Below are 20,277 nucleotides of genomic sequence, written 5' to 3' on the forward strand. Positions count from 1 at the left end.
ACATGACCGGCTCACTCTACTGTGAGTCCGGATCATGAGTGGAGAAATCACGACATATGTGCAGGCCCCTCAGCGGAGGTGGAAGACGCCCTTGACGGTGCGGAGCTGGCCCATGCGCACGGTGGCCACGTACGTGCCGGGCAGCGCGGTGGCCGGCGTCGAACGGCAGTCGGCGCTGGAGCGGCGCCGGTCCCACACCAGGGAACGGACGTACGGCACCCCGCGATGCAGTTCCTTGACCTCCGAGCCCGCCCCGCTGACGCAGTCGGCGGTCGACCAGATGCGGTCGGCCCCCGAGGTGATGCGGATCTCCATGGCGCGCGGTCCCACGTCGGCGGTGCACATCACGGAGCCCGTGTTCACCAGGGTGACCATGAACGTGGGCCGGCTGTCGCCCGTGTAGATCGGCTCCCTGCCGCCCTGCATGCTCAGCACCAGGTCCTGCTCGGTGCACGGGTCGCCGGGGTGCCTGGGGAGCGCCGCGGGGGTCGGCCTGGGGGTGGACGAGGACGGGGACGGGCTGGCAGTGCCCATCGCGAGCGTACGCAGCCCCGCCAGCAGGGGATCGACGGCGGGTGTCGCACTCGGTGAAGACTTCGCGCTGGACGTGCGTTCCGGCCCGCTGCCCCCGCTGGAACACGCCCACGCCACGACGGCCACCACGACGAGCACCGCCACCAGCACGCTCATCCGGCGCCGCCAGTAGACGTCACCGCCGTCGCCGCGCATAGTATCCGGATCCATAGGCACAGGATGGTAGCCATGCGGCTACAACGAGTGACGACACGCCGAGGGGTCGTCTTCTCCGAATACGCTTGACCGCGTGGTTGAGCCGAACCTCCTGCACGCCCCCGTTCTGGACTGGTACGAGGACAACGCCCGAGACCTCCCGTGGCGCACCCCCGACGCGACCCCGTGGGGCGTGCTGGTGAGCGAGATCATGCTCCAGCAGACCCCGGTCGTCCGCGTCCTGCCCATCTGGCACGAGTGGATGGACCGCTGGCCCACCCCCGCGGCGCTGGCCGCCGAGCAGCCGGGAGAGGCCGTACGCCACTGGGGGCGGCTCGGCTACCCGCGCCGGGCGCTGCGCCTGCACGCCTGCGCCAAGGCCATCACCGAGGAGCACGGCGGCGAGGTGCCGTCCGACCACGAGACCCTGCTGTCCCTGCCCGGCATCGGCGAATACACCGCCGCCGCGGTCGCCAGCTTCGCGTACGGCGGCCGCCACGCCGTTCTGGACACCAATGTCCGGCGGGTCTTCGCCAGGGCGGTACGCGCGGAGGAATACCCTCCCACGGCCACCTCAGCGGCCGAGCGGCGGCTGGCGGAGGCCCTGCTGCCTGAGCTGGGCGCGGCCCGCTGGGGCGTGGCCGTGATGGAACTGGGCGCCCTCGTCTGCACGGCCCGCGCCCCGCGCTGCGCCGACTGCCCGATCACCCACGTGTGCGCCTGGCGCCTTGCGGGCAAGCCGCCGCACGCCGGCCCCGCACGCAAGGGCCAGACGTACGCGGGCACCGACCGGCAGTGCCGGGGCCGCCTGCTGGAGGTGCTGCGGAAGGCCCACGGCCCCGTCCCCAAGGCGGCCCTGGACGTGGTGTGGGACGACGCCGTCCAGCGCGAGCGCGCCCTCGACGGCCTGATCGCCGACGGCCTGGCCGAGCACCTGGACGACGGCACCTACCGCCTCCCCCACGCGACTACCTGACCCAGAGCGGCACGATGCGCTCCAAGTCCTTGGGCGCCAGGTCGCAGGCGTCCGGCTCCGACACCCCGCTCGGGTTGTAGGCCCGCGCCCCGGCGGGGGCGGCCACGATGGACACGAACCCGCGCTCCGGGTCCGCGAACATCTGGCGGCTCACGTCCGCCGGCAGCACCATGGTGTCCCCCGGGCCCACCTCGACCCGCTCGCCACCCAGCTCGACGACGGCGGACCCTTCGAGCCAGGTCCACACCAGCTCGACGTCGAACGCGTGCACCGGCCCGACCATGCCCGGATTGGCGTCCACCCGCCACATGGCCTGCCCTGCCCCGCCCTGGGTCGGAGAGGCGAGCGTGGTCATGACGCCATTGGGCGTCTCGGTCTTGCGGGAATCGGCGGCCATGACAACAGACATCGATGAACTCCTTTAAGATGGGCAACTACGTTGTCTATATAGTTAACCAGGTTGTCTATCATGTCAAGCCCAGGCTTCGAACTTCCGCTGCGCCTCCTGCTGGCGTTCAGGGTGCTGATCGACGAGCTCCACGCCGAGCTCGCCCGGCAGGGGCATCCGGACCTACGGCCCATGCACGGATTCGTCATGCAGGCGATCGGCCCGGGCACCACGGCCGTCGAGCTGGGCCGCACGCTCGGGGTGTCCAAACAGGCGGCGGGCAAGACCATCGACACCCTGGAACGCATCGGCTACGTGGAACGAACCGCCGATCCCCACGACACCAGACGCAAGATCGTCCGGCTCACGCCGTACGGGATGGACGCCCTCAACCGGTCGGCCCGCATCTTCGACACGCTGCGCGACCGCTGGGCCGCCGAACTCGGCGAGGACCGCCTGCAGGCCCTGGAGTCGGACCTGCGCAGGATGACCCCGGCCAACCTCTGGCGCCTCGACATCCCGGGCTGGTTCGGCGGCCTGTGACGAACCCGTCCCTGCAGCCCACCGACACGCGCCGGTCGGACAGCCCTGCGACGACACTTGCCCTTACCGGCTCGACAGCCGCCGGACGGGCCCTGCCCTAGCCATTCAGCATCCCTGAGGGCGGGGCTGAGGCGAGCGCCGCCCAGGCGAAGGGGGCTCAGACGGCGGATATTCAGGCGCGGCGCTGAGACGGCTGGCCCCTTGGCGAGCGGCCGCCCAGACGGACGGCGCTGGGACGAGCTGCGCCCAGAGAGCCGGCGCTCGGGCGGGCAGCACCCAGACGGGCGCCACTAAGCCCGGGCAGTCCTAAGCCCGAGTGGTGCTCAGTCCGGGCAGTCCTAAGCCCGGGCCCGTGCTCAGCCCGAGCGGTGCTCAGCCCGAGCGGTGCTCAGCCCGGGCGGTGCTCAGCCCGGCTGTCAGGCGGCCAGCTGGAGGCCCAGGCTGGTCAGGTTCGTACGGGCCCAGGCCAGCTCTTCGGCCAGCAGCGACACCAGCGCCCCTGGCCCCTTGGCCCGCCCCGGCACGGTCAGGTTGTGCGTCTCGACCTCGATGTGCGCACTGCCGCTCACCGCGCCCGACAGCATGGCCGTCAGCGTGTCGTGCAGTACGGCCCCCGTGCTCGGCGTCTCCCCCGTGTGGTTGTGCACGTGCCCCAGCTTGACCACCGGCGCACCGGCCTCGGCCAGCCCCTTCAGGGCCGCGCCCGGCTCCTCGGCCCCGCAGGCGAGGTGGCAGGCGTCCAGGCACACACCCAGGTGCTCGGAGTCGATGCCGCCCACCCGCTCAAGGGCCTGCTCGGTGGTCTCCAGCACGCACCCGGGCCAGGGCTCGAACCCGACCCTGATCGTCTTCCCCGTCACGCTGTAGATGCCGCGCAGCTCGCGCGCCAGGCGCTCCAGCCGCCGGGTGGCGATCGTGTGCAGGTCGGCGGGCCAGTCGCGGCGCCATCCGATCGGGATCGTCGAGATGCTCCCGAACCGCACGTCCTCCGGCAGCAGGAACGCCAGGATCTTGGCCAGGGCCATGGTGTAGCGATAACGCTCGGGCTTGGCCCAGTCGGGGCCGGGGACCTCCTGGTTGCGGCCGCCGGTGCCATTGAGGCTCACGACCTCCAGGCCGCGCTCCTCCAGGGAGCGGCGCAGCCGTACGAGCTCGATACGGTCGGCCGTGAGGTGGTCGGCGACGCTCGGCGAGAGCCACAACCCGATGCCCATCCGCTCCACGCCCAGCCGCTTGCGCACCGGGACCGCGTAGCGGGTCAGGTGGGCGATCAGGTTCTCCAGGTCCTCGGCAGGGTGGATGCCTGCGTTGTAGGCGAGGTGAACGAGCGTTCCGTCATTGTGACGCAGGCGCATCGGTTTCCTCCACGGCTTGCTCTTTGTGTTCCGTCGCCCGCCTTGGACGATGCTGACCCTTGAGAGCATGGCTGCTCGTTCGAGGGTCGCGCGTCCGCCCAGAGTTGATTTCGCGCTACTCCCCAGGGAGCAGGCCTCAGCCTAGGAACACGATCTTGTGATTCGCTTGGATGCGACTTGGCGATGCTCTACGCAGTGTAGTACTACTCGCGGTGGCGGCACACCCGGTACCCCAACAATTACGCAACGACCGAGTGGAACCCCCTCCCGACCGCCGACCGGGCCTGAGGCCCCCAGGGAGAAACGGACCTGACCCAACCCCCTCCCGCCCGCCGACCAGGGCTGAGGTCCCCAGGGAGAAACGGGTCTGACCGAGCCGCCTCCCGCCCGCCGACCGGGGCTGCTGAGGTGTCCAAGGAAAAGGGCCTGTCCAACGCCGCCACGGCAACCGTGGAGGACCAGAGAGACCAGGCGGGCCAAGGTGCCGGTCGCCCACACCCAGCGTCGAGGAGCGGCATCGGCGTCGCTCGAGCGGCGGGGTGCGTGATGGGGCAAGGGCCGGGGTGGTGGGCACCACCCCAGCGGCGGGGCGGGGATGGGCGAGGGCCCAAAGTCGGCACTCCCAGGCGTGGGAGCGTGACGAGCCGAGGGCCGCAGCCAGCATCGCCCCACAGGCGTGGAGCGTGACGGGACGACAGCCACAGCCAACACCACCCCACACGCGTGGAGCGCGACGGGACGACAGCTACGGTCGTCAGCGCCCCAGAAGCGTGGGGCGCCCCAGCTGCGTGCAGCGCAGGGGTGGAAATGGAAAACCCCCGTGTGAGGGATTCACACGGGGGTTTCCGGGATCCGTCAGTGCTGGATCGGGGCCGCGATGGCGGCGGCCGAGTCGGGGACCTTGGAGGCGGACTCGCCCTTGAAGATGAACTTGGCGTTGTCGCCTTCACCCTCGATGGTCACCTTGACGACCTGCCCCGGCCGGAGCTCGCCGTACAGGATCTTCTCCGACAGCGAGTCCTCGAGCTCGCGCTGGATCGTACGGCGGAGCGGACGGGCGCCCATGACCGGGTCGTAGCCCCGGTCGGCCAGCAGCTGCTTGGCCTCGGGCGAGACGTCGAGCCCCATGTCGCGGTCCTTGAGCCGAGCGTCCACCTGGGCGAGCATCAGATCCACGATCTGGATGATCTCCTTCGGCGTGAGCTGGTGGAAGACCACGATGTCGTCGACACGGTTGAGGAACTCGGGCCGGAAGTGCTGCTTGAGCTCCTCCTGCACCTTGGCCTTCATCCGGTCGTAGTTGGAGTCGGCGTCATTCGACTTCGCGAACCCGACCCCGATGCCCTTGGAGATGTCGCGGGTGCCGAGGTTGGTGGTCATGATGATGACCGTGTTCTTGAAGTCGACCACGCGGCCCTGGGCGTCGGTCAGGCGACCGTCTTCCAGGATCTGCAGCAGCGAGTTGAAGATGTCGGGGTGGGCCTTCTCGATCTCGTCGAAGAGGACCACGGAGAACGGCTTGCGCCGCACCTTCTCGGTGAGCTGACCGCCCTCCTCGTAGCCGACGTAGCCGGGAGGCGAGCCGAACAGCCTGGAGACGGTGTGCTTCTCCATGAACTCCGACATGTCCAGGCTGATCAGAGCGTCTTCGTCGCCGAAGAGGAACTCCGCCAGAGCCTTGGACAGCTCGGTCTTACCGACACCGGAGGGACCCGCGAAGATGAACGAGCCACCGGGACGGCGCGGGTCCTTCAGACCGGCGCGGGTGCGCCGGATGGAGCGCGACAGGCCCTTGATGGCGTCGTCCTGGCCGATGATCCGCTTGTGGAGCTCGTCCTCCATGCGGAGCAGGCGCTGCGACTCCTCCTCGGTCAGCTTGAAGACCGGGATGCCGGTGGCGGTCGCCAGGACCTCGGCGATGAGCTCCTGAGTGACCTCGGCCACGACGTCCATGTCGCCGGCCTTCCACTCCTTCTCCCGCCGCTCGCGCTTGAGCTGGAGCTGCTTCTCCTGGTCACGGAGGGCAGCGGCCTTCTCGAAGTCCTGCGCGTCGATCGCGGACTCCTTGTCGCGACGGACGTTGGCGATCTTCTCGTCGTATTCGCGCAGATCCGGCGGAGCGGTCATCCTGCGGATGCGCATCCGGGAACCGGCCTCGTCGATGAGGTCGATGGCCTTGTCGGGAAGGTAGCGGTCGCTGATGTAGCGGTCGGCCAGCTGCGCGGCGGCCACCAGCGCGTCGTCGGTGATGGATACGCGGTGGTGCGCCTCGTAGCGGTCGCGCAGACCCTTGAGGATCTCGATCGTGTGGCTGAGCGAGGGCTCGGCCACCTGGATCGGCTGGAACCGGCGCTCCAGCGCGGCGTCCTTTTCGAGGTACTTGCGGTACTCGTCGAGCGTGGTCGCGCCGATCGTCTGCAGCTCGCCGCGCGCCAGCATGGGCTTGAGGATGCTGGCCGCGTCGATCGCGCCCTCCGCGGCGCCCGCGCCGACGAGCGTGTGCAGCTCGTCGATGAACAGGATGATGTCGCCGCGCGTGCGGATCTCCTTGAGCACCTTCTTCAGGCGCTCCTCGAAGTCACCGCGGTAGCGGGAGCCGGCGACCAGGGCGCCGAGGTCAAGCGTGTAGAGCTGCTTGTCCTTCAGCGTCTCGGGCACCTCGCCCCTGACGATCTTCTGCGACAGGCCCTCGACGACGGCGGTCTTGCCGACGCCGGGCTCGCCGATGAGAACCGGGTTGTTCTTGGTCCTCCGGGAGAGGACCTGCATGACCCGCTCGATCTCCTTCTCGCGGCCGATGACCGGATCCAGCTTGCCCTCGCGGGCCGCCTGGGTCAGGTTGCGGCCGAACTGGTCGAGCACCAGGGAGGTCGACGGGGCCGACTCCTGCGGGCCGCCTGCCGCGGCCGGCTCCTTGCCCTGGTAACCGTGGAGCAACTGGATGACCTGCTGCCGGACACGGTTGAGATCAGCTCCAAGCTTGACCAGCACCTGGGCGGCCACACCCTCACCCTCGCGGATGAGCCCGAGCAGGATGTGCTCGGTGCCGATGTAGTTGTGGCCCAGCTGCAAAGCCTCACGGAGCGACAGCTCGAGGACCTTCTTGGCCCGCGGGGTGAACGGAATGTGCCCCGACGGAGCCGACTGGCCCTGGCCGATGATCTCCTCGACCTGCTGGCGCACACCCTCAAGGCTGATCCCGAGGCTCTCCAGAGCCTTGGCGGCCACGCCCTCACCTTCGTGGATCAAACCAAGAAGTATGTGCTCAGTGCCGATGTAGTTGTGGTTGAGCATCCTGGCCTCTTCTTGGGCCAAGACGACAACACGCCTCGCTCGGTCGGTGAACCTCTCGAACATCTCGTCGCTCCTCACAGAGCGGTCAGTCAGGTCCGGTAAATCCGGGCCCGTCATCCCGCATGCTAGCCCTGGCTCGGCGAACCGTGCCCACTGCCACTGACACGCTCTATAGCAGAGACGTTCCCCGAGAGCAGGGCGTTCACCCTCCATCCAACTACTGTTCGGGGGTGACGTGTTCCCGATACGCCGCAAGCGAACGATGTTTAGGACGCTTCGCGGAAGCGTCAAAAAATTGCCCCCTGCGGCGCACGCGGTACACACGGATCGGCCATCGGACGCGCCGGGGCGGAGTCAGCGTTGGGGCGCCACTTCGCCCGCACATCTCAGATGCCGCGTCCGTATCGTTACGTAATCATCCTACGGAGGGGAGGGCCGCCGTCCAAACCGCCGCTCTACGCCCTGAGCACAACGCGGCACGAGCGGCACACCAAGGGAATCTTGCATCCGGTCAGCCCGGTTACCAACTTCATCTCGCATGATGAGACCCCGCCTCGCTCAGCGCGCGGGATTCGCGGCACTTCTGCGCAGTTGAGAAGGCACGGCATTGTGTGTAGATGCCGGGGAACGGGGATTGTCCGAGCCCTGCTCGGGTTCGCGGGTTTTGCCCGCCGGCGGGGATCCCGGCGCCCGCGGTATTGCCCGCCGCCGCACATCCCGCCCGTCACCGCTTTACCTTGCAGCCGGTCGCGGGTTTACGCTCGGTGAGATCACCCGTATACAACCGGCGGCGCCCGTAGATCGCTTCCGGGCTATACGGCGCCGGGTTTTCCGTCATGGCGCGTTCCATGAGCGCGTGGGGTCACTCGTGACGTACGCACGCGAGCGTACGTTGAATGAGGTATGGCCGCCCCACCCGGCTTTCGGCGCGCGACTGCGGCACCGTCACATATGTGGACGAGCGCCGGTGAAACAGCGCCGCGGGCGAAGCCGAACCCGCAGCCAAAACGCCCGCATATGTGCACACGGAAGATCACAGTCCGGGCGTCCGGCTTTCGAGTTCCGGGCCCGGATAACGATCATGCGCTTATGGCGGCCGCCGGGGTCCTAGGCGAACGGCATAAGCGCATGGTCGATCGTCGGCTTGCTCAGTGGGCCGCTTCGTACTTCTCCACGACCGTGGAGGCGATCCGCCCGCGCTCGCTGACCGGCAGGCCGTGAGCCTTGGCCCACTGCCGGATCTCCGAGCTCTTCTCGCGGCTCATCGCCCTGCTGCCGCCGCGACCGCGGCGACGCGTGGTGACGGCGCCTGCCCTGCGCGCATGCTGCACGAAAGGCGTGAGCGCGTCCCTCAGCTTCTTCGCGTTAAGGTCGCTGAGGTCAATCTCATAGGACGAGCCGTCAATAGCGAAGCTGACCGTCTCATTGGCCTCGCCCCCATCGAGGTCATCGATGAGAATCTCCTGGATCTGCTTGGCCATCTACGCAATCCTTTCGCGGAGCATTGTTTCATTCGCCTGCCCAAACATATACCCGGAAAGGCGCGGAGACAATTCAGCGCAGCGGGGATTCGGCTGACTGGCCGATCAGTTCTGCCGCTCGGCCTGATCCTCGCGGTTTCGGCGGCCTCCCAGGGCCTCGGATCGGACCAACTTCACTACGCCAAAGATGAAGGCACCACCGACCACCGCCGGGGGGATGAGCGCTGACAATACGTCTGTTAGGGCTTCCATTCGTCCTCGCCTCCACGGCTTGCGGGGTTTCCGGGGCGCATTATGCGGATGGGAGCGCGCCCAGGAGGGGCGTTGCGGCCCTCACGACGCGCTAGGTGACTGCCGTTGGCACCTGACCATAGCGGCGCTCAGATGCCCTGCGCCTCGCAGGGCACCAACATCCGGCAACCCGGATGCCCCATAGCCTAATGCCAGTCTCTCCAGGCTCCTTACCGGATCAAGAGAAAATTTTTGGAATTGGCGTCCTGCCAGGCACGGGATGGGTCAGCGAAGATCTTTTACCACGCGTGTTCCGGCCAGCCTGTCGTGCGGCCCGCGTTCCAGGGGCTTGTCGATCAGGATGAGCAGCCCCACGCAGAACAGGAGCATTCCGGCGACCAGATTCACCACGGGAATGCCCATCAGCATGACCGGGCCCGGATAGACCAGGGACCGTTTGAGCAGCGCCCTGGAGGCGACGTGGGGCGGCGCCAGGCGAATCCCCATGATCGCCTTGCCGAACGTCCTGCCGCGCCGGTAATGGGCCCACCAGTCGTAGCCCGTATAAGCCAGCCCCGCCGCCAGCCACGCGAACACACCGGGCAGCCGGCCGTCCAACGCCTCCAGCATCCCGACAGTTCGGAAGATGCCCCACAGCGCGATGAACAGAATGTAATAGAGCACCCCGAAGACGAACGCCTCAATCGCCCGGGCGGCGAGCCGTTCCCACCATTCCGCGGGCGGCGCGTCCGCCTGCGGCGGCGACCCGGCCATAACCCCCACCTCGCGTCATCAGCGGCTCAGGTTCCCCATTTTGGTACGGCCCGTGCACACAAAACAGGGGCCGACGCGAAGCCGGCCCCTGCTTTTACCTGACGCTTGGACTACTTGATCTTCACCACCACGGTGTTCGCGAACTTGTCCGCGAACGTCTGCTGCAGCGGCTTGTCCCACAGCTGCGAGGCGCCGTTGACGCCCACGGCGGCGTAGGCGAGCAGCGTGCCGATGAAGCTCAGCGGGAGGGCACCGAGCACGTAGCCGCCCCAGGTGACGCCGGCGCGCTTGAGCGCCGCGTCGGTCGCCAGGCCGCCCGGCGGCAGGCCCTGGCCCACAGGGACGACCTTGATGCCCATGACCATCTTGCCGACGGTCTGGCCCTTCGCCTTCAGCAGGAAGAAGTCATAACCGACCCATATGGCGGTCACGATGATCGTCGCCAGGATGGCCACGATCACGCTCGAGAAGACACCGCTGCTGGCGCCGCTGCTCGAGACGTAGCTGGCCACGAAGATCGCCGTCATGATGGCGGTGATGACCATGTTCACGATGAAGAGGATGACACCGTCGATGAGCCTGGCCACCAGGCGCTGCCACCACTCCGCCAGGGGGGCCGGAGCGCCGGGCGGCTGCACGCCCACGGGACCGGGCTGGCCGTAGGCCTGACCGTAGCCGGGCTGGCCGTACTGCTGCGCCTGGCCGTAGCCCTGCTGCCCGTACTGCTGCTGGCCGTACTGCTGGTCGCCGTAGCCCTGCTGGGCGTAGCCGGGCTGGGACTGCTGCTGCTGTCCGTAGCCCTGCTGGCCGTACTGCTGCTGGCCGTAGTCGGGCTGCGACTGGGGCTGCTGCCCGTACTGCTGGCCGTAGTCCGGCTGGGACTGCGGCTGCTGGCCGTACTGCTGCTGGCCGTAGTCCGGCTGCGACTGGGGTTGCTGGCCGTACTGCTGGCCCGAGGGCTGCTGCTGGCCGTAGCCCTGCTGCCCGTAACCAGGCTGGGACTGGGCCTGCTGGCCGTAGCCGGGCTGCGACTGCTGCTGCTGCCCGTACTGCTGGCCATAGCCCTGCTGGCCCGACTGTGGCTGCTGGCCGTAGCCCTGCTGCTGCCCGTACTGCTGACCGTAGTCAGGCTGGGACTGCTGCTGCTGGCCGTAGTCCGGCTGGGACTGGGGTTGCTGGCCGTACTGGGGCTGCTGGCCGTAGCCCTGCTGGGCCTGCTGGCCGTAGCCGGGCTGGGACTGCTGCTGCTGTCCGTACTGGGGTTGCTGGCCGTACTGCTGCTGGCCGTACTGGGGTTGCTGACCGTACTGCTGTTGCTGACCGTACTGGGGCTGCTGGCCATAGCCCTGCTGCCCATAGGCGTCGTCCGCCCGGTAGCCGATCACAGTCGCGTCCGGGTCGGGCTCGCCGGGGTGGCGGCCCTGGTTCTGCTGCCCGTAATAGGGAGGCGCAGAGTTGTCGCCGGATTCGTCCTGTGGATACGGCGGCTGTCCGGTGCTCACCGTGTCACCTCGCTTCGAGTGCGCATGTGGCACGTGTCAGGACACATGCCTGTGCTGCCCAACGTATCGACATAGGTATCAACAATCACCTTTCCATCTGGTCAAGGTCCACGTCACCCGATGTCAGGTGGAGCAGCATGCGGGTGTTTCCCAGCGTGTTCGGCTTGACGTGTTCAAGATCCAAAAACTCCGCCACACCCTCGTCGTACGAGGCCAGCAGTTCGGCGTAGACCTCGGGCGAGACCGGTGTGCCCTGAATCGGGCGGAACCCGAGCCGCGCGAAGAAGTCGACCTCAAAAGTCAGACAGAATACACGTCGCAGACCCAAATCCTTAGCCTGCTGGATGAGCGCGGAGACGATCCGGTAGCCGACGCCCATCCCCCGGCACTCGGGATCCACCGCCACCGTGCGGACCTCGGCGAGGTCCTCCCAGAGCACGTGGAGCGCGCCGCAGCCGACGACCTGCCCGCCTCGCTCGGCCACCCAGAACTCCTGTACGTCCTCGTACAGGGTCACCGTGGCCTTCTCAAGGAGCCGCGGCCCCGCCCCCGCGTAGGTGTCGACCAGGCGCCTGACCATGCGCACGTCGGGCGTGCGGGCACGCCGGACCACCACCGCGGTCTCGGGCACTGTCAGCTCGGCCACCTGCTCCATGGTTCTCCAGGGTACAGATCTCATTACGGCTCAGCCCTAACTCCCATGTCTCGGCCCATCTTGTTACATCTCGTGGTCAGATCGGCACGGGGTGGGCGCGGCCAGCTCGCGCCCGCCGAAAGCGCGGACAAATGGGGCATAGGGCCTGTTCTGCACGGGTGCCCACGAGATCACCTTGTGACCCTTCGGTTGTGAAACCTCTACAGACTTGGCAGTTCTGGTTGAGCACGAACCCGGAGTGCATTAGTGTCCAGCGACAATGTTCCCCGCGTGTCGCGCGGGAGACACGCCCAATTCTCGCAAGGGAAGCCGGGGAACCGCCGGTGGCGACCTCCGACGCCACCACTGGGGTGAATCCGAGTCTCTCGGTAGGGCTGCTCCGGCCCGAACCCGTCAGCTAACCCGGTAGGCGTCGACGAGAGGAGCTGGTTGGTGAAGCCCACGCTCAGCGGTGGGGGGAAGTCGGCGGGCAAGCACGCCCGCCCTCCGGAACGGGCTCGGCGACCGCGCCGCTTCGGTGTGGTGAGTCTCACAGTCGCCGCGCTGCTGTTCGCCATCCCCGTCGGTTCGGCGTCCGCGGATCCCGAACCCACGCTGAAAGAGCTCGCCGACCAGGCCACGAAGCTGCACACCGACATCGAGACGCTGACCGAGCAGTACAACGGCCAGCGGGAGAAGCTCAAGACCGCCAAGAAGGCCGCTGAGTCCGCGCAGAAGACGTTGACGAGCAGCGAGTCGGATCTGGCCGCCAAGCGCGCGAAGGCCGTCGCGCTGGCCCAGAACGCCTACATCACCGGTGGCCTGAAGACCCTCGCCTTCGCCACCTCCGACGACCCCGAGGGCTTCCTCAACCGCGCCGCGACCTCGTACGCGCTGCAGACCGAGCAGGGCGAGGAGATCAACCAGCTCACCAAGGCGATGGACACGGCCACCCGCGCCAAGGAGAGCGCCACGGCCCGCATCGACGAGGTCCAGAAGCTCGTCACCGAGCTCGACACCAAGCGCGACAAGATCACGAAGCTGGTGGCGAAGGTCGAGAGCAGCCTGTTCAGGCGGGCCCTGGGCGAGGCCGGACGCCCCGGCACGCGTGCCGTGCGCGTCAACCTGCCGATCCCGGGCTCGGGGAAGGCCGCGGAGGCCGCGCGCTGGGCGCTCACGCAGCAGCTCAAGCCGTACGTCTGGGGCGCCGAGGGCCCCGGCTCCTACGACTGCTCCGGGCTCGTCATGGCCGCGTTCCAGCGGGTGGGCATCTCGCTGCCGCACTACACCGGCGACCAGTGGACGGCCGGCCGGCACATCTCGCGCGAGGAACTCCGGCCGGGCGATCTGGTGTTCTTCTACAGCGACCTGCACCACGTGGGCATCTACATCGGCGGGGGCATGATGGTGCACGCCCCGCAGACGGGTGACGTCGTACGGATCGCGTCGATCGCGAGGCGGCCGTTCGCCGGCGCGGTGCGCATCGCCGACTGAGCGCGGCACCCCGGCGGTCCGCCGCGGCTAGATCAGCTGGCGGCGGGCTGCCCAGGCCACGGCCTCGATCGCCGTGGCCACGCCTATGCGATCGCAGATGCCCCGCAGCCTTCGGCGTACCGTGCGCCCGCTGATATCCAGCCGCCGCCCTACCCGATCGACCGTGACTCCCTTGGCCAACTCCGCCAGCAGCGCCAAATCAGCATGGCTGAGCTCAACGCCTTCAGTGAGCACATCCATCGGGAGCCCTCCCCCCAACAGCAGAACTCGGACCTCACAGACGGGCCGAAGCCGCTCCTCGCAGACGGTAAACGCATCCTGGAAAGGTCGTCAAGCATGACAATCGCCGCACTTGACGAGCGCTATTGACATGATCCGCTATATATGACGCACTCGCGATATGTCAGAACGTAGAGTGATCACATTGGGGCTTCCGGAATAGCCCTGACCAGCGTTCCAGTTTTCGATCAGTTCGCCATGGATATTCCACATGATCGATACCCTCGTTATCGCTGGGCACGCGTCCGCGGCGCGATCTTTCCGGCGCACGGCGAGCCACCAATCGCTCGCTTTGTACGACGTCACCACACGATCCGACAACCCAGGTCAGGCAGTTGATTAAGGCAATTGGATCAATCCGCCGGGACAATTGCCACCGCGGGTTGCGACCGGCAGCCGGCCGCGCGGCGGGCGTCCCACTCCACCCGCCGGGCCGGACGATCTCGTTTCCGGGTACGCGTACCAGGCACGATCACGGAGGTGGCCTGGGCGCGGCGGACGCTCCCGGCCCCATGCCTCGGCGGCCTTGACGCGATGCTTACAAGCGGCTTCGGATCGGAAACCGGGCGGCCCGGAAGCCGGATTCGCGACGGCGATGATCGCTCAGGCGTTGGTGGCGTCGTAGCGGTCCCTGGCGGCCTCGACGTCCTCCATGTGCGTCTCGGCCCAGCTCTTGATCGCGGCCACCAACGGCATCAGGCTCTCGCCCAGCGGGGTGAGCGCGTAGTCCACGCGTACCGGCACCGACGGGGTGAGCGTGCGGGAGATCAGACCGTCACGCTCAAGGCCGCGCAGCGTCTGCGTGAGCATCTTCTGGCTGACCCCCGCGACGCGCCTGGACAGGTCGCTGTAGCGGCGCGGGCCCTCCGACAGCGCGGTCAGCAGGAGGGTGACCCACTTGTCGCTGAGGGTGTCGAGCAGCTTCCTGGAAGGGCACTGGGCGAAGTAGGCGTCGAAGGCCCGCCTGGCCTCGTCACGCTGCTCCGCCGCCGTCTTGGTGGCCACCCGCTCGCCCCTTTCCGCTCCTTACTTACCAGGAGAGAGTAGGGCGCCCGCGGCGGGCGCTCCAAGACGGCGGTCGGACGCGGGTCAGTGGGTGGGCTTGACCAGCGGGAACAGGATGGTCTCGCGGATGTTCCTGCCGGTGAAGGCCATGATCATCCGGTCGATCCCCGCGCCCATGCCACCCGTGGGCGGCATCGCGTACTCGAGGGCCTGCAGGAAGTCCTCGTCCAGCTGCATCGCCTCGAGGTCGCCCCCGGCGGCCAGCAGGGACTGCTCCACCAGGCGGCGGCGCTGCTCGATCGGGTCGATCAGCTCCGAGTAGGCGGTGCCCAGCTCCGTGCCGAAACCGATCAGGTCCCACTTCTCGGTCAGCAGCGGGTTGTCCCGGTGCTGGCGGGTCAGCGGCGAGGTCTCCAGCGGGTAGTCCATGACGAACGTGGGCTGGACGAGCGTGTGCTCCACCAGGGCCTCGAAGAGCTCCTGCACGAGCTTGCCCTGGCCCCACTTCGGGTCCCAGTGGATCTCGCGCCGGTCGGCGATCTTGCGGAGCTCCTCCAGGCCGGTCGAGGTGGTGATCTCCTCGCCCACGGCCTCCGACACCGCGCCGTACAGGGTGATGCGCGGCCACCGGGCGATCCCGAGGTCGACCTCCACCCCGTCGTGGACGACCACCGTGGTGTCCAGGGCGGCCACGACGGCCTTCTGGTACATCCGCTGGGTCAGGTCGGCCATGTCGTTGTAGTCGAGGTAGGTGCCGTAGGCCTCGAGCATCGTGAACTCGGGGTTGTGCGTGGAGTCGGCGCCTTCGTTGCGGAAGTTGCGGTTGATCTCGAAGACCTTCTCGATGCCCCCGACGACGAGCCGCTTGAGGTAGAGCTCGATCGCGATGCGAAGGTAGAGCTCCATGTCGTAGGCGTTGATGTGGGTCTTGAAGGGCCGGGCCGCCGCGCCGCCGTGGATGGGCTGCAGCATGGGGGTCTCGACCTCGAGGTAGCCCTCCTCGTGCCAGAAGTCGCGCACCGCGCGAACCGTGGCACTGCGCAGGCGGGCCATCTTCCGCGACTCGTCGTTGACGATGAGGTCGACGTAGCGCTGGCGGACGCGCGCCTCCGGGTCGGTGAGCCCGACGTGCTTCTCCGGCAGCGGGCGCAGGCACTTGGCGGTGATCTGCCAGCTGTCGGCGAGGATGGACAGCTCGCCGCGCCGCGAGGTGATGACCTCGCCGGTCACGCCCACGTGGTCGCCCAGGTCGACGTCGCGCTTCCACGCGGCCAGCGACTCCTCGCCCACCTTGTCGAGCGAGATCATGACCTGCAGGTCGGCACCGCCGTCGCGGAGCGTGGCGAAGCAGAGCTTGCCGCCCACGCGGTTGAGCATGACGCGCCCCGCGACCGCGACCGTGTCACCGGTGGCGGTGTCGGGCTCCAGGCCCTGGTATTTCTCCCGGACCTCGGCGTTGGTGGCCGTACGGGGGAAATTCACCGGGTAAGGGTCGACGCCCTCGCTGCGAAGGCGGTCGAGCTTCTCCCTCCGGATGCGCATCTGCTCGGGAAGTTCGTCGCTCACAAGAACAAAGGGTAGGGGATATGGCGACCTGCAAGGGTTCGTCGGCACGCTGCAGGACCTCTGCAAGAGCCCTCTTCTATCAATGTCTCACGAGCTCAGGGGGGAACCGGTAGGGAGCCGGTCCAAGGGGAGCTCAAGGAGAGAAGATGTTGAAGAAGATCGCGACAGGCTTCCTCGCCGTCGCCGCCACCAGCGCCGTGGCCCTGTCGCTGCCTTCCGCCGCCAGCGCCAGTACGGCCGGCGCCGCGAGCTACGACGACGACTACTCCGACTACTGGGGCTCCGTCTACTCCAAGAACGGCCTCGCGAGGTCGCAGGGCTGGATCGGCGTCAGCTGGGACGAGGACGGCGAGTCGAACGAGGTCACCGTCAGGGGCCGGCTCTACGACCTGGACAACCGCGACGAGGACGAGGGCGGCAAGTGCGCATTCGTGAAGTTCGAGGCCAGCGACTTCGACCACGACTGGTCGCCGGTCTACTCCAAGAAGTACTGCGGCTTCCCCGGCTACAAGAAGTTCTCCTTCTCGGAGAACGACGTCTTCAGCATGCGGGTGAAGGTCTGCCAGATCGGCCAGTACAGCAAGTACCCCACGAAGTGCGGCCCCTGGGAGTACCTCTACACCGCCGAGAGCGAGTGACGAGTCGTCCCCGGACGCGCGAGCGGCCTCCCACCCGGGCGGGAGGCCGCTTTTTCCTGTCGGGGATCAGGTGGTGTTCCTGTTGTAGATCAGGCGCAGGCCGATGAGCGTCAGCCAGGGCTCGTGCACGTCGATGGAGCGCGACTCGCCCACCACCAGCGCCGCGTGCCCGCCCGTGGCCACCACCGTCACCTCGTCGGGGTCGTCGGCCAGCTCGGCCGCCATCCGCTCCACGATCCCGTCCACCTGGCCCGCGAAGCCGTAGATGATGCCGGCCTGCAGGGCCTCCACCGTGTTCTTGGCGATCACCGAGCGCGGCCTGACCAGCTCCACCTTGTGCAGCTGGGCCCCGGCGGCGGCCAGGGCGTCGACCGAGATCTCGATGCCGGGGGCGGTCACCGCGCCGACGTACTCGCCCTTGGCCGACACCGCGTCGAACGAGGTCGCGGTGCCGAAGTCGACGATGATGCAGGGGCCGCCGTACTGGGCGATGGCCGCCAGCGCGTTCACGATGCGGTCGCTGCCGACCTCCTTGGGGTTGTCCATGCGCACGGGCACCCCGGTGCGGATGCCCGGCTCCACGATCACCGCCGTCACGTCGCCGTAGTAGCGGCGGCACATCTCACGCATCTCGTTGAGCACGCTCGGAACGGTCGAACAAATGGCGATGCCGTCGATGTCGGCTCCCTTGAGCAGCGGCGACTGCGCCAGCAACCCTTGGAGGACGACCGCGATCTCGTCGGCGGTGCGGCGGGCGTCGGTGGCCAGCCGCCAATGCTCGATGACGTCCTCGCCCTCGAACAGCCCGAGCATCGTGTGCGTGTTGCCGACGTCGATCGTGAGCAGCATCAATTACCCCCGCAGATCCAAGGCGATGTCCAGAGCCGGCGCAGAGTGCGTTAGCGCTCCCACCGCCAGATAGTCAACGCCAGTTTCGGCCACGCGACGAGCCGATTCCAAGGTCAATCCCCCGCTGGCTTCGAGCGCAATCCTCTTCCCTGCCCGATTTTTCACGACATGTACGGCGCGGGCGGTGTCCTCGATCGTGAAGTTGTCCAGCAGGATCTCCTCGGCCCCTTCGTCGAGCACGGCCTCCAGTTGGTCGAGCCGGTCGATCTCCACCTCGATCGGCAGGTCGGGGTAGCGCTCCCTGACCGCCCTGAACGCCTCGGCCACCCCGCCGGCCGCCACGACGTGGTTGTCCTTGATCAGCGCGGCGTCCGACAGCGACATCCGGTGGTTCACCCCGCCGCCGCAGCGCACCGCGTACTTCTCCAGCGCCCGCAGCCCGGGCAGCGTCTTGCGGCTGTCACGCACGCGCGCCGTCGTACCGCTGATCGCCTCCACCCACCTGCCGGTCAGCGTGGCCACCCCGGACAGGTGCGTGAGCAGGTTGAGCGCGGTGCGCTCGGCCGTCAGCAGGGCCCGTACCGGCCCCTCGACTGTCATCAGCACGTCTCCGGCCCGCACGCGCTCGCCGTCCTTGGCCCTCCTCTCGGTACGGGCGGCGCCCAGCCGGACGAACACCGCCTCCGCGACCGCCAGCCCGGCCACCACGCCGTCCTTGCGGGCCACCACGTCGGCCGCCGAACGCTGCTCCGCCGGGATCGTGGCCAGGCTCGTCACGTCGCCGGCCTCCTGCAGGTCCTCGGCCAGCGCCCGGTCGATCAGCGCGTCCACCTCGGCCGGGTCCAGCCCGGCGGCGGTCAGCTCCTGCGCCAGGCGCGGCGGCATCGCGGCGCCGTGCGGCGTGTACGTCATGCGGGGGCCCTCCTCGGTCAGGGTCACGTCCAGGTGGCCCAGCCATTCGTTGTCGTCACGGGTGTCGTAGTCCTCGCGCCAGTGCGAGCCGCGGGTCTCGAGCCTGGCCGCCGCCGCGCCGGTGAGCACGGTGGCGACGGTGAGCAGGTTGGTGGCCTCCCAGGACTCGGTGCAGGCGGGCACCTCGACCGGCGTCCAGCGGGCGTCGCGCAGCGCCCTGGCCGTGGCCAGCAGCGACTCGCGGCTGCGCAGCACGCTCGCCCCGGTGCTCATGTGCGCCTGGATCCTGGGCCTGACTCTCGGGTCCACCAACCCGGAGTCCGCGCCGCTCTCGACCGGCTCGCCCGGCGAGGGGCGTACCGCCTGGATGTCCTCAGCGATGCGCTCGGCGAAGACGAGCCCTTCGAGCAGGGAGTTGGAGGCCAGCCGGTTGGCGCCGTGCACGCCGGTGCAGGCCACCTCGCCGCACGCGTACAGGCCCTCGATCGAGGTACGGCCGCGCAGGTCCGTCATGACGCCGCCGCTCGCGTAATGGGCGGCCGGGGCCACGGGGATCGGCTCGGTGGCCGGGTCGATGCCGTGCTCGCGGCAGATGGCGTAGATCGTGGGGAAGCGGGTCTCCCACTTCTCGCGGCCGAAGTGGCGGCCGTCGAGGTACATGTGGTCGCGGCCCGTCTCGCGCATCCTGCGCATGATCGCCTTGGCCACGACGTCGCGCGGCGCCAGGTCGGCCAGCTCGTGCGCGTCCTGCATGAACCTGACGCCCTCGTGGTCGACCAGGTACGCGCCCTCGCCCCTGACCGCCTCCGAGATCAGCGACTGCTGGCCCGTCGAGCCCTCGCCGAGCCACAGCACGGTCGGGTGGAACTGTACGAACTCGATGTCGCGCACCACGGCCCCGGCCCGCAGCGCGAGCGCGACCCCGTCGCCGGTGGAGACGGCGGGGTTGGTGGTGGCCGAGTAGACCTGGCCCATGCCGCCGGTGGCCAGCACCACCGCCCTGGCGCGCACCGCGCCCACCCCGTCACGGGCGCCCTCGCCCATGACGTGCAGCGTCACTCCCCTGGCCCGGCCCTTGGCGTCCTTGAGCAGATCGAGCACCAGCGCGTGCTCGATCACCTCGATCTGCGAGGCGCGCACGGCCTCGATGAGCGCCCGCTGCACCTCGGCGCCCGTGGCGTCGCCGCCCGCGTGCACGATCCGGTGCCGCCGGTGCCCGCCTTCCCTGGTGAGCTGGAGCTCCCCGTCGAGGGTGCGGTCGAAACGGGCGCCGCGCGCGATGAGCCGCCGCAGCGCGCCGGGCCCCTCCGTGACGAGCGCGCGCACCGCCCGCACGTCGCACAGCCCCACCCCGGCGATCAACGTGTCGTTCAGGTGCTCATCGGGGGTGTCACGGGGATCCAGCACGGCCGCGATGCCGCCCTGGGCCCACCGGGTGGAGCCCGCCGACAGCACGTCCTTGGTGACGACCAGCACCTTGGCGGACGGCTCGAGCTCCGCGTGGCGCAGCGCCACGGTCAGGCCCGCGATACCGGAACCGACGACGACCACGTCCGCCTCGACGGTCCAGCCGGGCGCGGGCGCGGTCAACCGCAGGGGAATCGCCGGTGCACTCATCAGGGATCTC

17 protein-coding genes and 1 riboswitch are annotated in these 20,277 nt (G+C 68.6%); of the genes, 4 read left to right on the top strand and 13 right to left on the bottom strand.

The features are described from left to right. Positions 1-69: 69 nt before the first annotated feature. Positions 70-744, bottom strand: a complete 675-nt coding sequence (locus tag ACIBI9_RS24460) for a hypothetical protein (protein WP_397224550.1) — start codon at positions 742-744, stop codon at positions 70-72. 79 nt (positions 745-823) lie between these two features. Between ACIBI9_RS24460 and ACIBI9_RS24465 the strand changes: the two genes are divergently transcribed. Then, positions 824-1,705, top strand: coding sequence for an A/G-specific adenine glycosylase (locus tag ACIBI9_RS24465; RefSeq protein WP_397224552.1), 882 nt, complete (start codon positions 824-826; stop codon positions 1,703-1,705). On the opposite strand, the gene ACIBI9_RS24470 is transcribed toward ACIBI9_RS24465, so the two are convergent. Beyond that, positions 1,698-2,114 (bottom strand): cupin domain-containing protein, encoded by a 417-nt coding sequence (locus ACIBI9_RS24470; protein WP_397224554.1) that lies wholly within the window; start codon positions 2,112-2,114, stop codon positions 1,698-1,700. The two genes, ACIBI9_RS24465 and ACIBI9_RS24470, sit on opposite strands and share 8 nt — an antisense overlap. Before the next feature lie 60 nt (positions 2,115-2,174). Between ACIBI9_RS24470 and ACIBI9_RS24475 the strand changes: the two genes are divergently transcribed. Beyond that, entirely contained in the window at positions 2,175-2,636 is a 462-nt protein-coding gene (locus ACIBI9_RS24475) for a MarR family winged helix-turn-helix transcriptional regulator (RefSeq protein ID WP_397224557.1), read from the top strand. Positions 2,637-3,052: 416 nt separating this feature from the next. Here the strand turns inward: ACIBI9_RS24475 and ACIBI9_RS24480 are convergent, their stop codons facing one another. The 6 genes from ACIBI9_RS24480 to ACIBI9_RS24505 all read right to left on the bottom strand — a co-directional run bounded on the left by ACIBI9_RS24480 (position 3,053) and on the right by ACIBI9_RS24505 (position 11,928). Then, entirely contained in the window at positions 3,053-3,991 is a 939-nt protein-coding gene (locus tag ACIBI9_RS24480) for a sugar phosphate isomerase/epimerase family protein (RefSeq protein WP_397224559.1), read from the bottom strand. Positions 3,992-4,846: 855 nt separating this feature from the next. Further along, a complete protein-coding gene (locus tag ACIBI9_RS24485; protein WP_366319174.1) occupies positions 4,847-7,348 on the bottom strand; it encodes an ATP-dependent Clp protease ATP-binding subunit in 2,502 nt (833 codons plus the stop codon). Positions 7,349-8,433: 1,085 nt separating this feature from the next. Then, complete coding sequence (locus ACIBI9_RS24490) at positions 8,434-8,766, bottom strand: Lsr2 family protein (protein WP_185069321.1); 333 nt, start codon at positions 8,764-8,766, stop codon at positions 8,434-8,436. Between the two features lie 516 nt (positions 8,767-9,282). Beyond that, a complete protein-coding gene (locus ACIBI9_RS24495) occupies positions 9,283-9,771 on the bottom strand; it encodes an RDD family protein (RefSeq protein WP_397224562.1) in 489 nt (162 codons plus the stop codon). A 110-nt stretch (positions 9,772-9,881) separates the two neighbouring features. Then, a complete protein-coding gene (locus ACIBI9_RS24500; RefSeq protein WP_397224564.1) occupies positions 9,882-11,273 on the bottom strand; it encodes an RDD family protein in 1,392 nt (463 codons plus the stop codon). A gap of 85 nt (positions 11,274-11,358) precedes the next feature. Further along, positions 11,359-11,928 carry an amino-acid N-acetyltransferase gene (locus tag ACIBI9_RS24505; protein WP_397224566.1) on the bottom strand — a complete coding sequence of 190 codons (570 nt, stop codon included), beginning with the start codon at positions 11,926-11,928 and terminating at the stop codon, positions 11,359-11,361. 277 nt (positions 11,929-12,205) lie between these two features. After that, positions 12,206-12,355, top strand: a riboswitch (cyclic di-AMP (ydaO/yuaA leader). Positions 12,356-12,450: 95 nt separating this feature from the next. Between ACIBI9_RS24505 and ACIBI9_RS24510 the strand changes: the two genes are divergently transcribed. Beyond that, entirely contained in the window at positions 12,451-13,401 is a 951-nt protein-coding gene (locus tag ACIBI9_RS24510; protein WP_397224568.1) for an NlpC/P60 family protein, read from the top strand. Positions 13,402-13,428: 27 nt separating this feature from the next. On the opposite strand, the gene ACIBI9_RS24515 is transcribed toward ACIBI9_RS24510, so the two are convergent. The 3 genes from ACIBI9_RS24515 to lysX all read right to left on the bottom strand — a co-directional run bounded on the left by ACIBI9_RS24515 (position 13,429) and on the right by lysX (position 16,251). After that, positions 13,429-13,641: a LuxR C-terminal-related transcriptional regulator gene (locus tag ACIBI9_RS24515; protein ID WP_043615366.1), complete on the bottom strand. Its 213-nt coding sequence runs from the start codon at positions 13,639-13,641 to the stop codon at positions 13,429-13,431. Between the two features lie 642 nt (positions 13,642-14,283). Beyond that, on the bottom strand, positions 14,284-14,685 hold the full coding sequence (locus ACIBI9_RS24520; protein ID WP_397224570.1) for a winged helix-turn-helix transcriptional regulator: 402 nt from the start codon (positions 14,683-14,685) through the stop codon (positions 14,284-14,286). 84 nt (positions 14,686-14,769) lie between these two features. Further along, complete coding sequence (gene lysX, locus ACIBI9_RS24525; protein ID WP_397224572.1) at positions 14,770-16,251, bottom strand: bifunctional lysylphosphatidylglycerol synthetase/lysine--tRNA ligase LysX; 1,482 nt, start codon at positions 16,249-16,251, stop codon at positions 14,770-14,772. 146 nt (positions 16,252-16,397) lie between these two features. On the opposite strand from lysX, the gene ACIBI9_RS24530 reads away from it, so the two are divergent. After that, the gene (locus tag ACIBI9_RS24530) at positions 16,398-16,889 is read left to right on the top strand and encodes a hypothetical protein (protein ID WP_397224574.1); all 492 of its coding nucleotides are present in this window, start codon (positions 16,398-16,400) and stop codon (positions 16,887-16,889) included. A gap of 66 nt (positions 16,890-16,955) precedes the next feature. Here the strand turns inward: ACIBI9_RS24530 and ACIBI9_RS24535 are convergent, their stop codons facing one another. Beyond that, positions 16,956-17,738 carry a type III pantothenate kinase gene (locus tag ACIBI9_RS24535; protein ID WP_397224576.1) on the bottom strand — a complete coding sequence of 261 codons (783 nt, stop codon included), beginning with the start codon at positions 17,736-17,738 and terminating at the stop codon, positions 16,956-16,958. A 3-nt stretch (positions 17,739-17,741) separates the two neighbouring features. Next, positions 17,742-20,267 carry an L-aspartate oxidase gene (locus ACIBI9_RS24540; protein ID WP_397224578.1) on the bottom strand — a complete coding sequence of 842 codons (2,526 nt, stop codon included), beginning with the start codon at positions 20,265-20,267 and terminating at the stop codon, positions 17,742-17,744. Between the last annotated feature and the right edge of the window lie 10 nt (positions 20,268-20,277).

The sequence above is a fragment of the Nonomuraea sp. NPDC050451 genome (assembly GCF_044458585.1).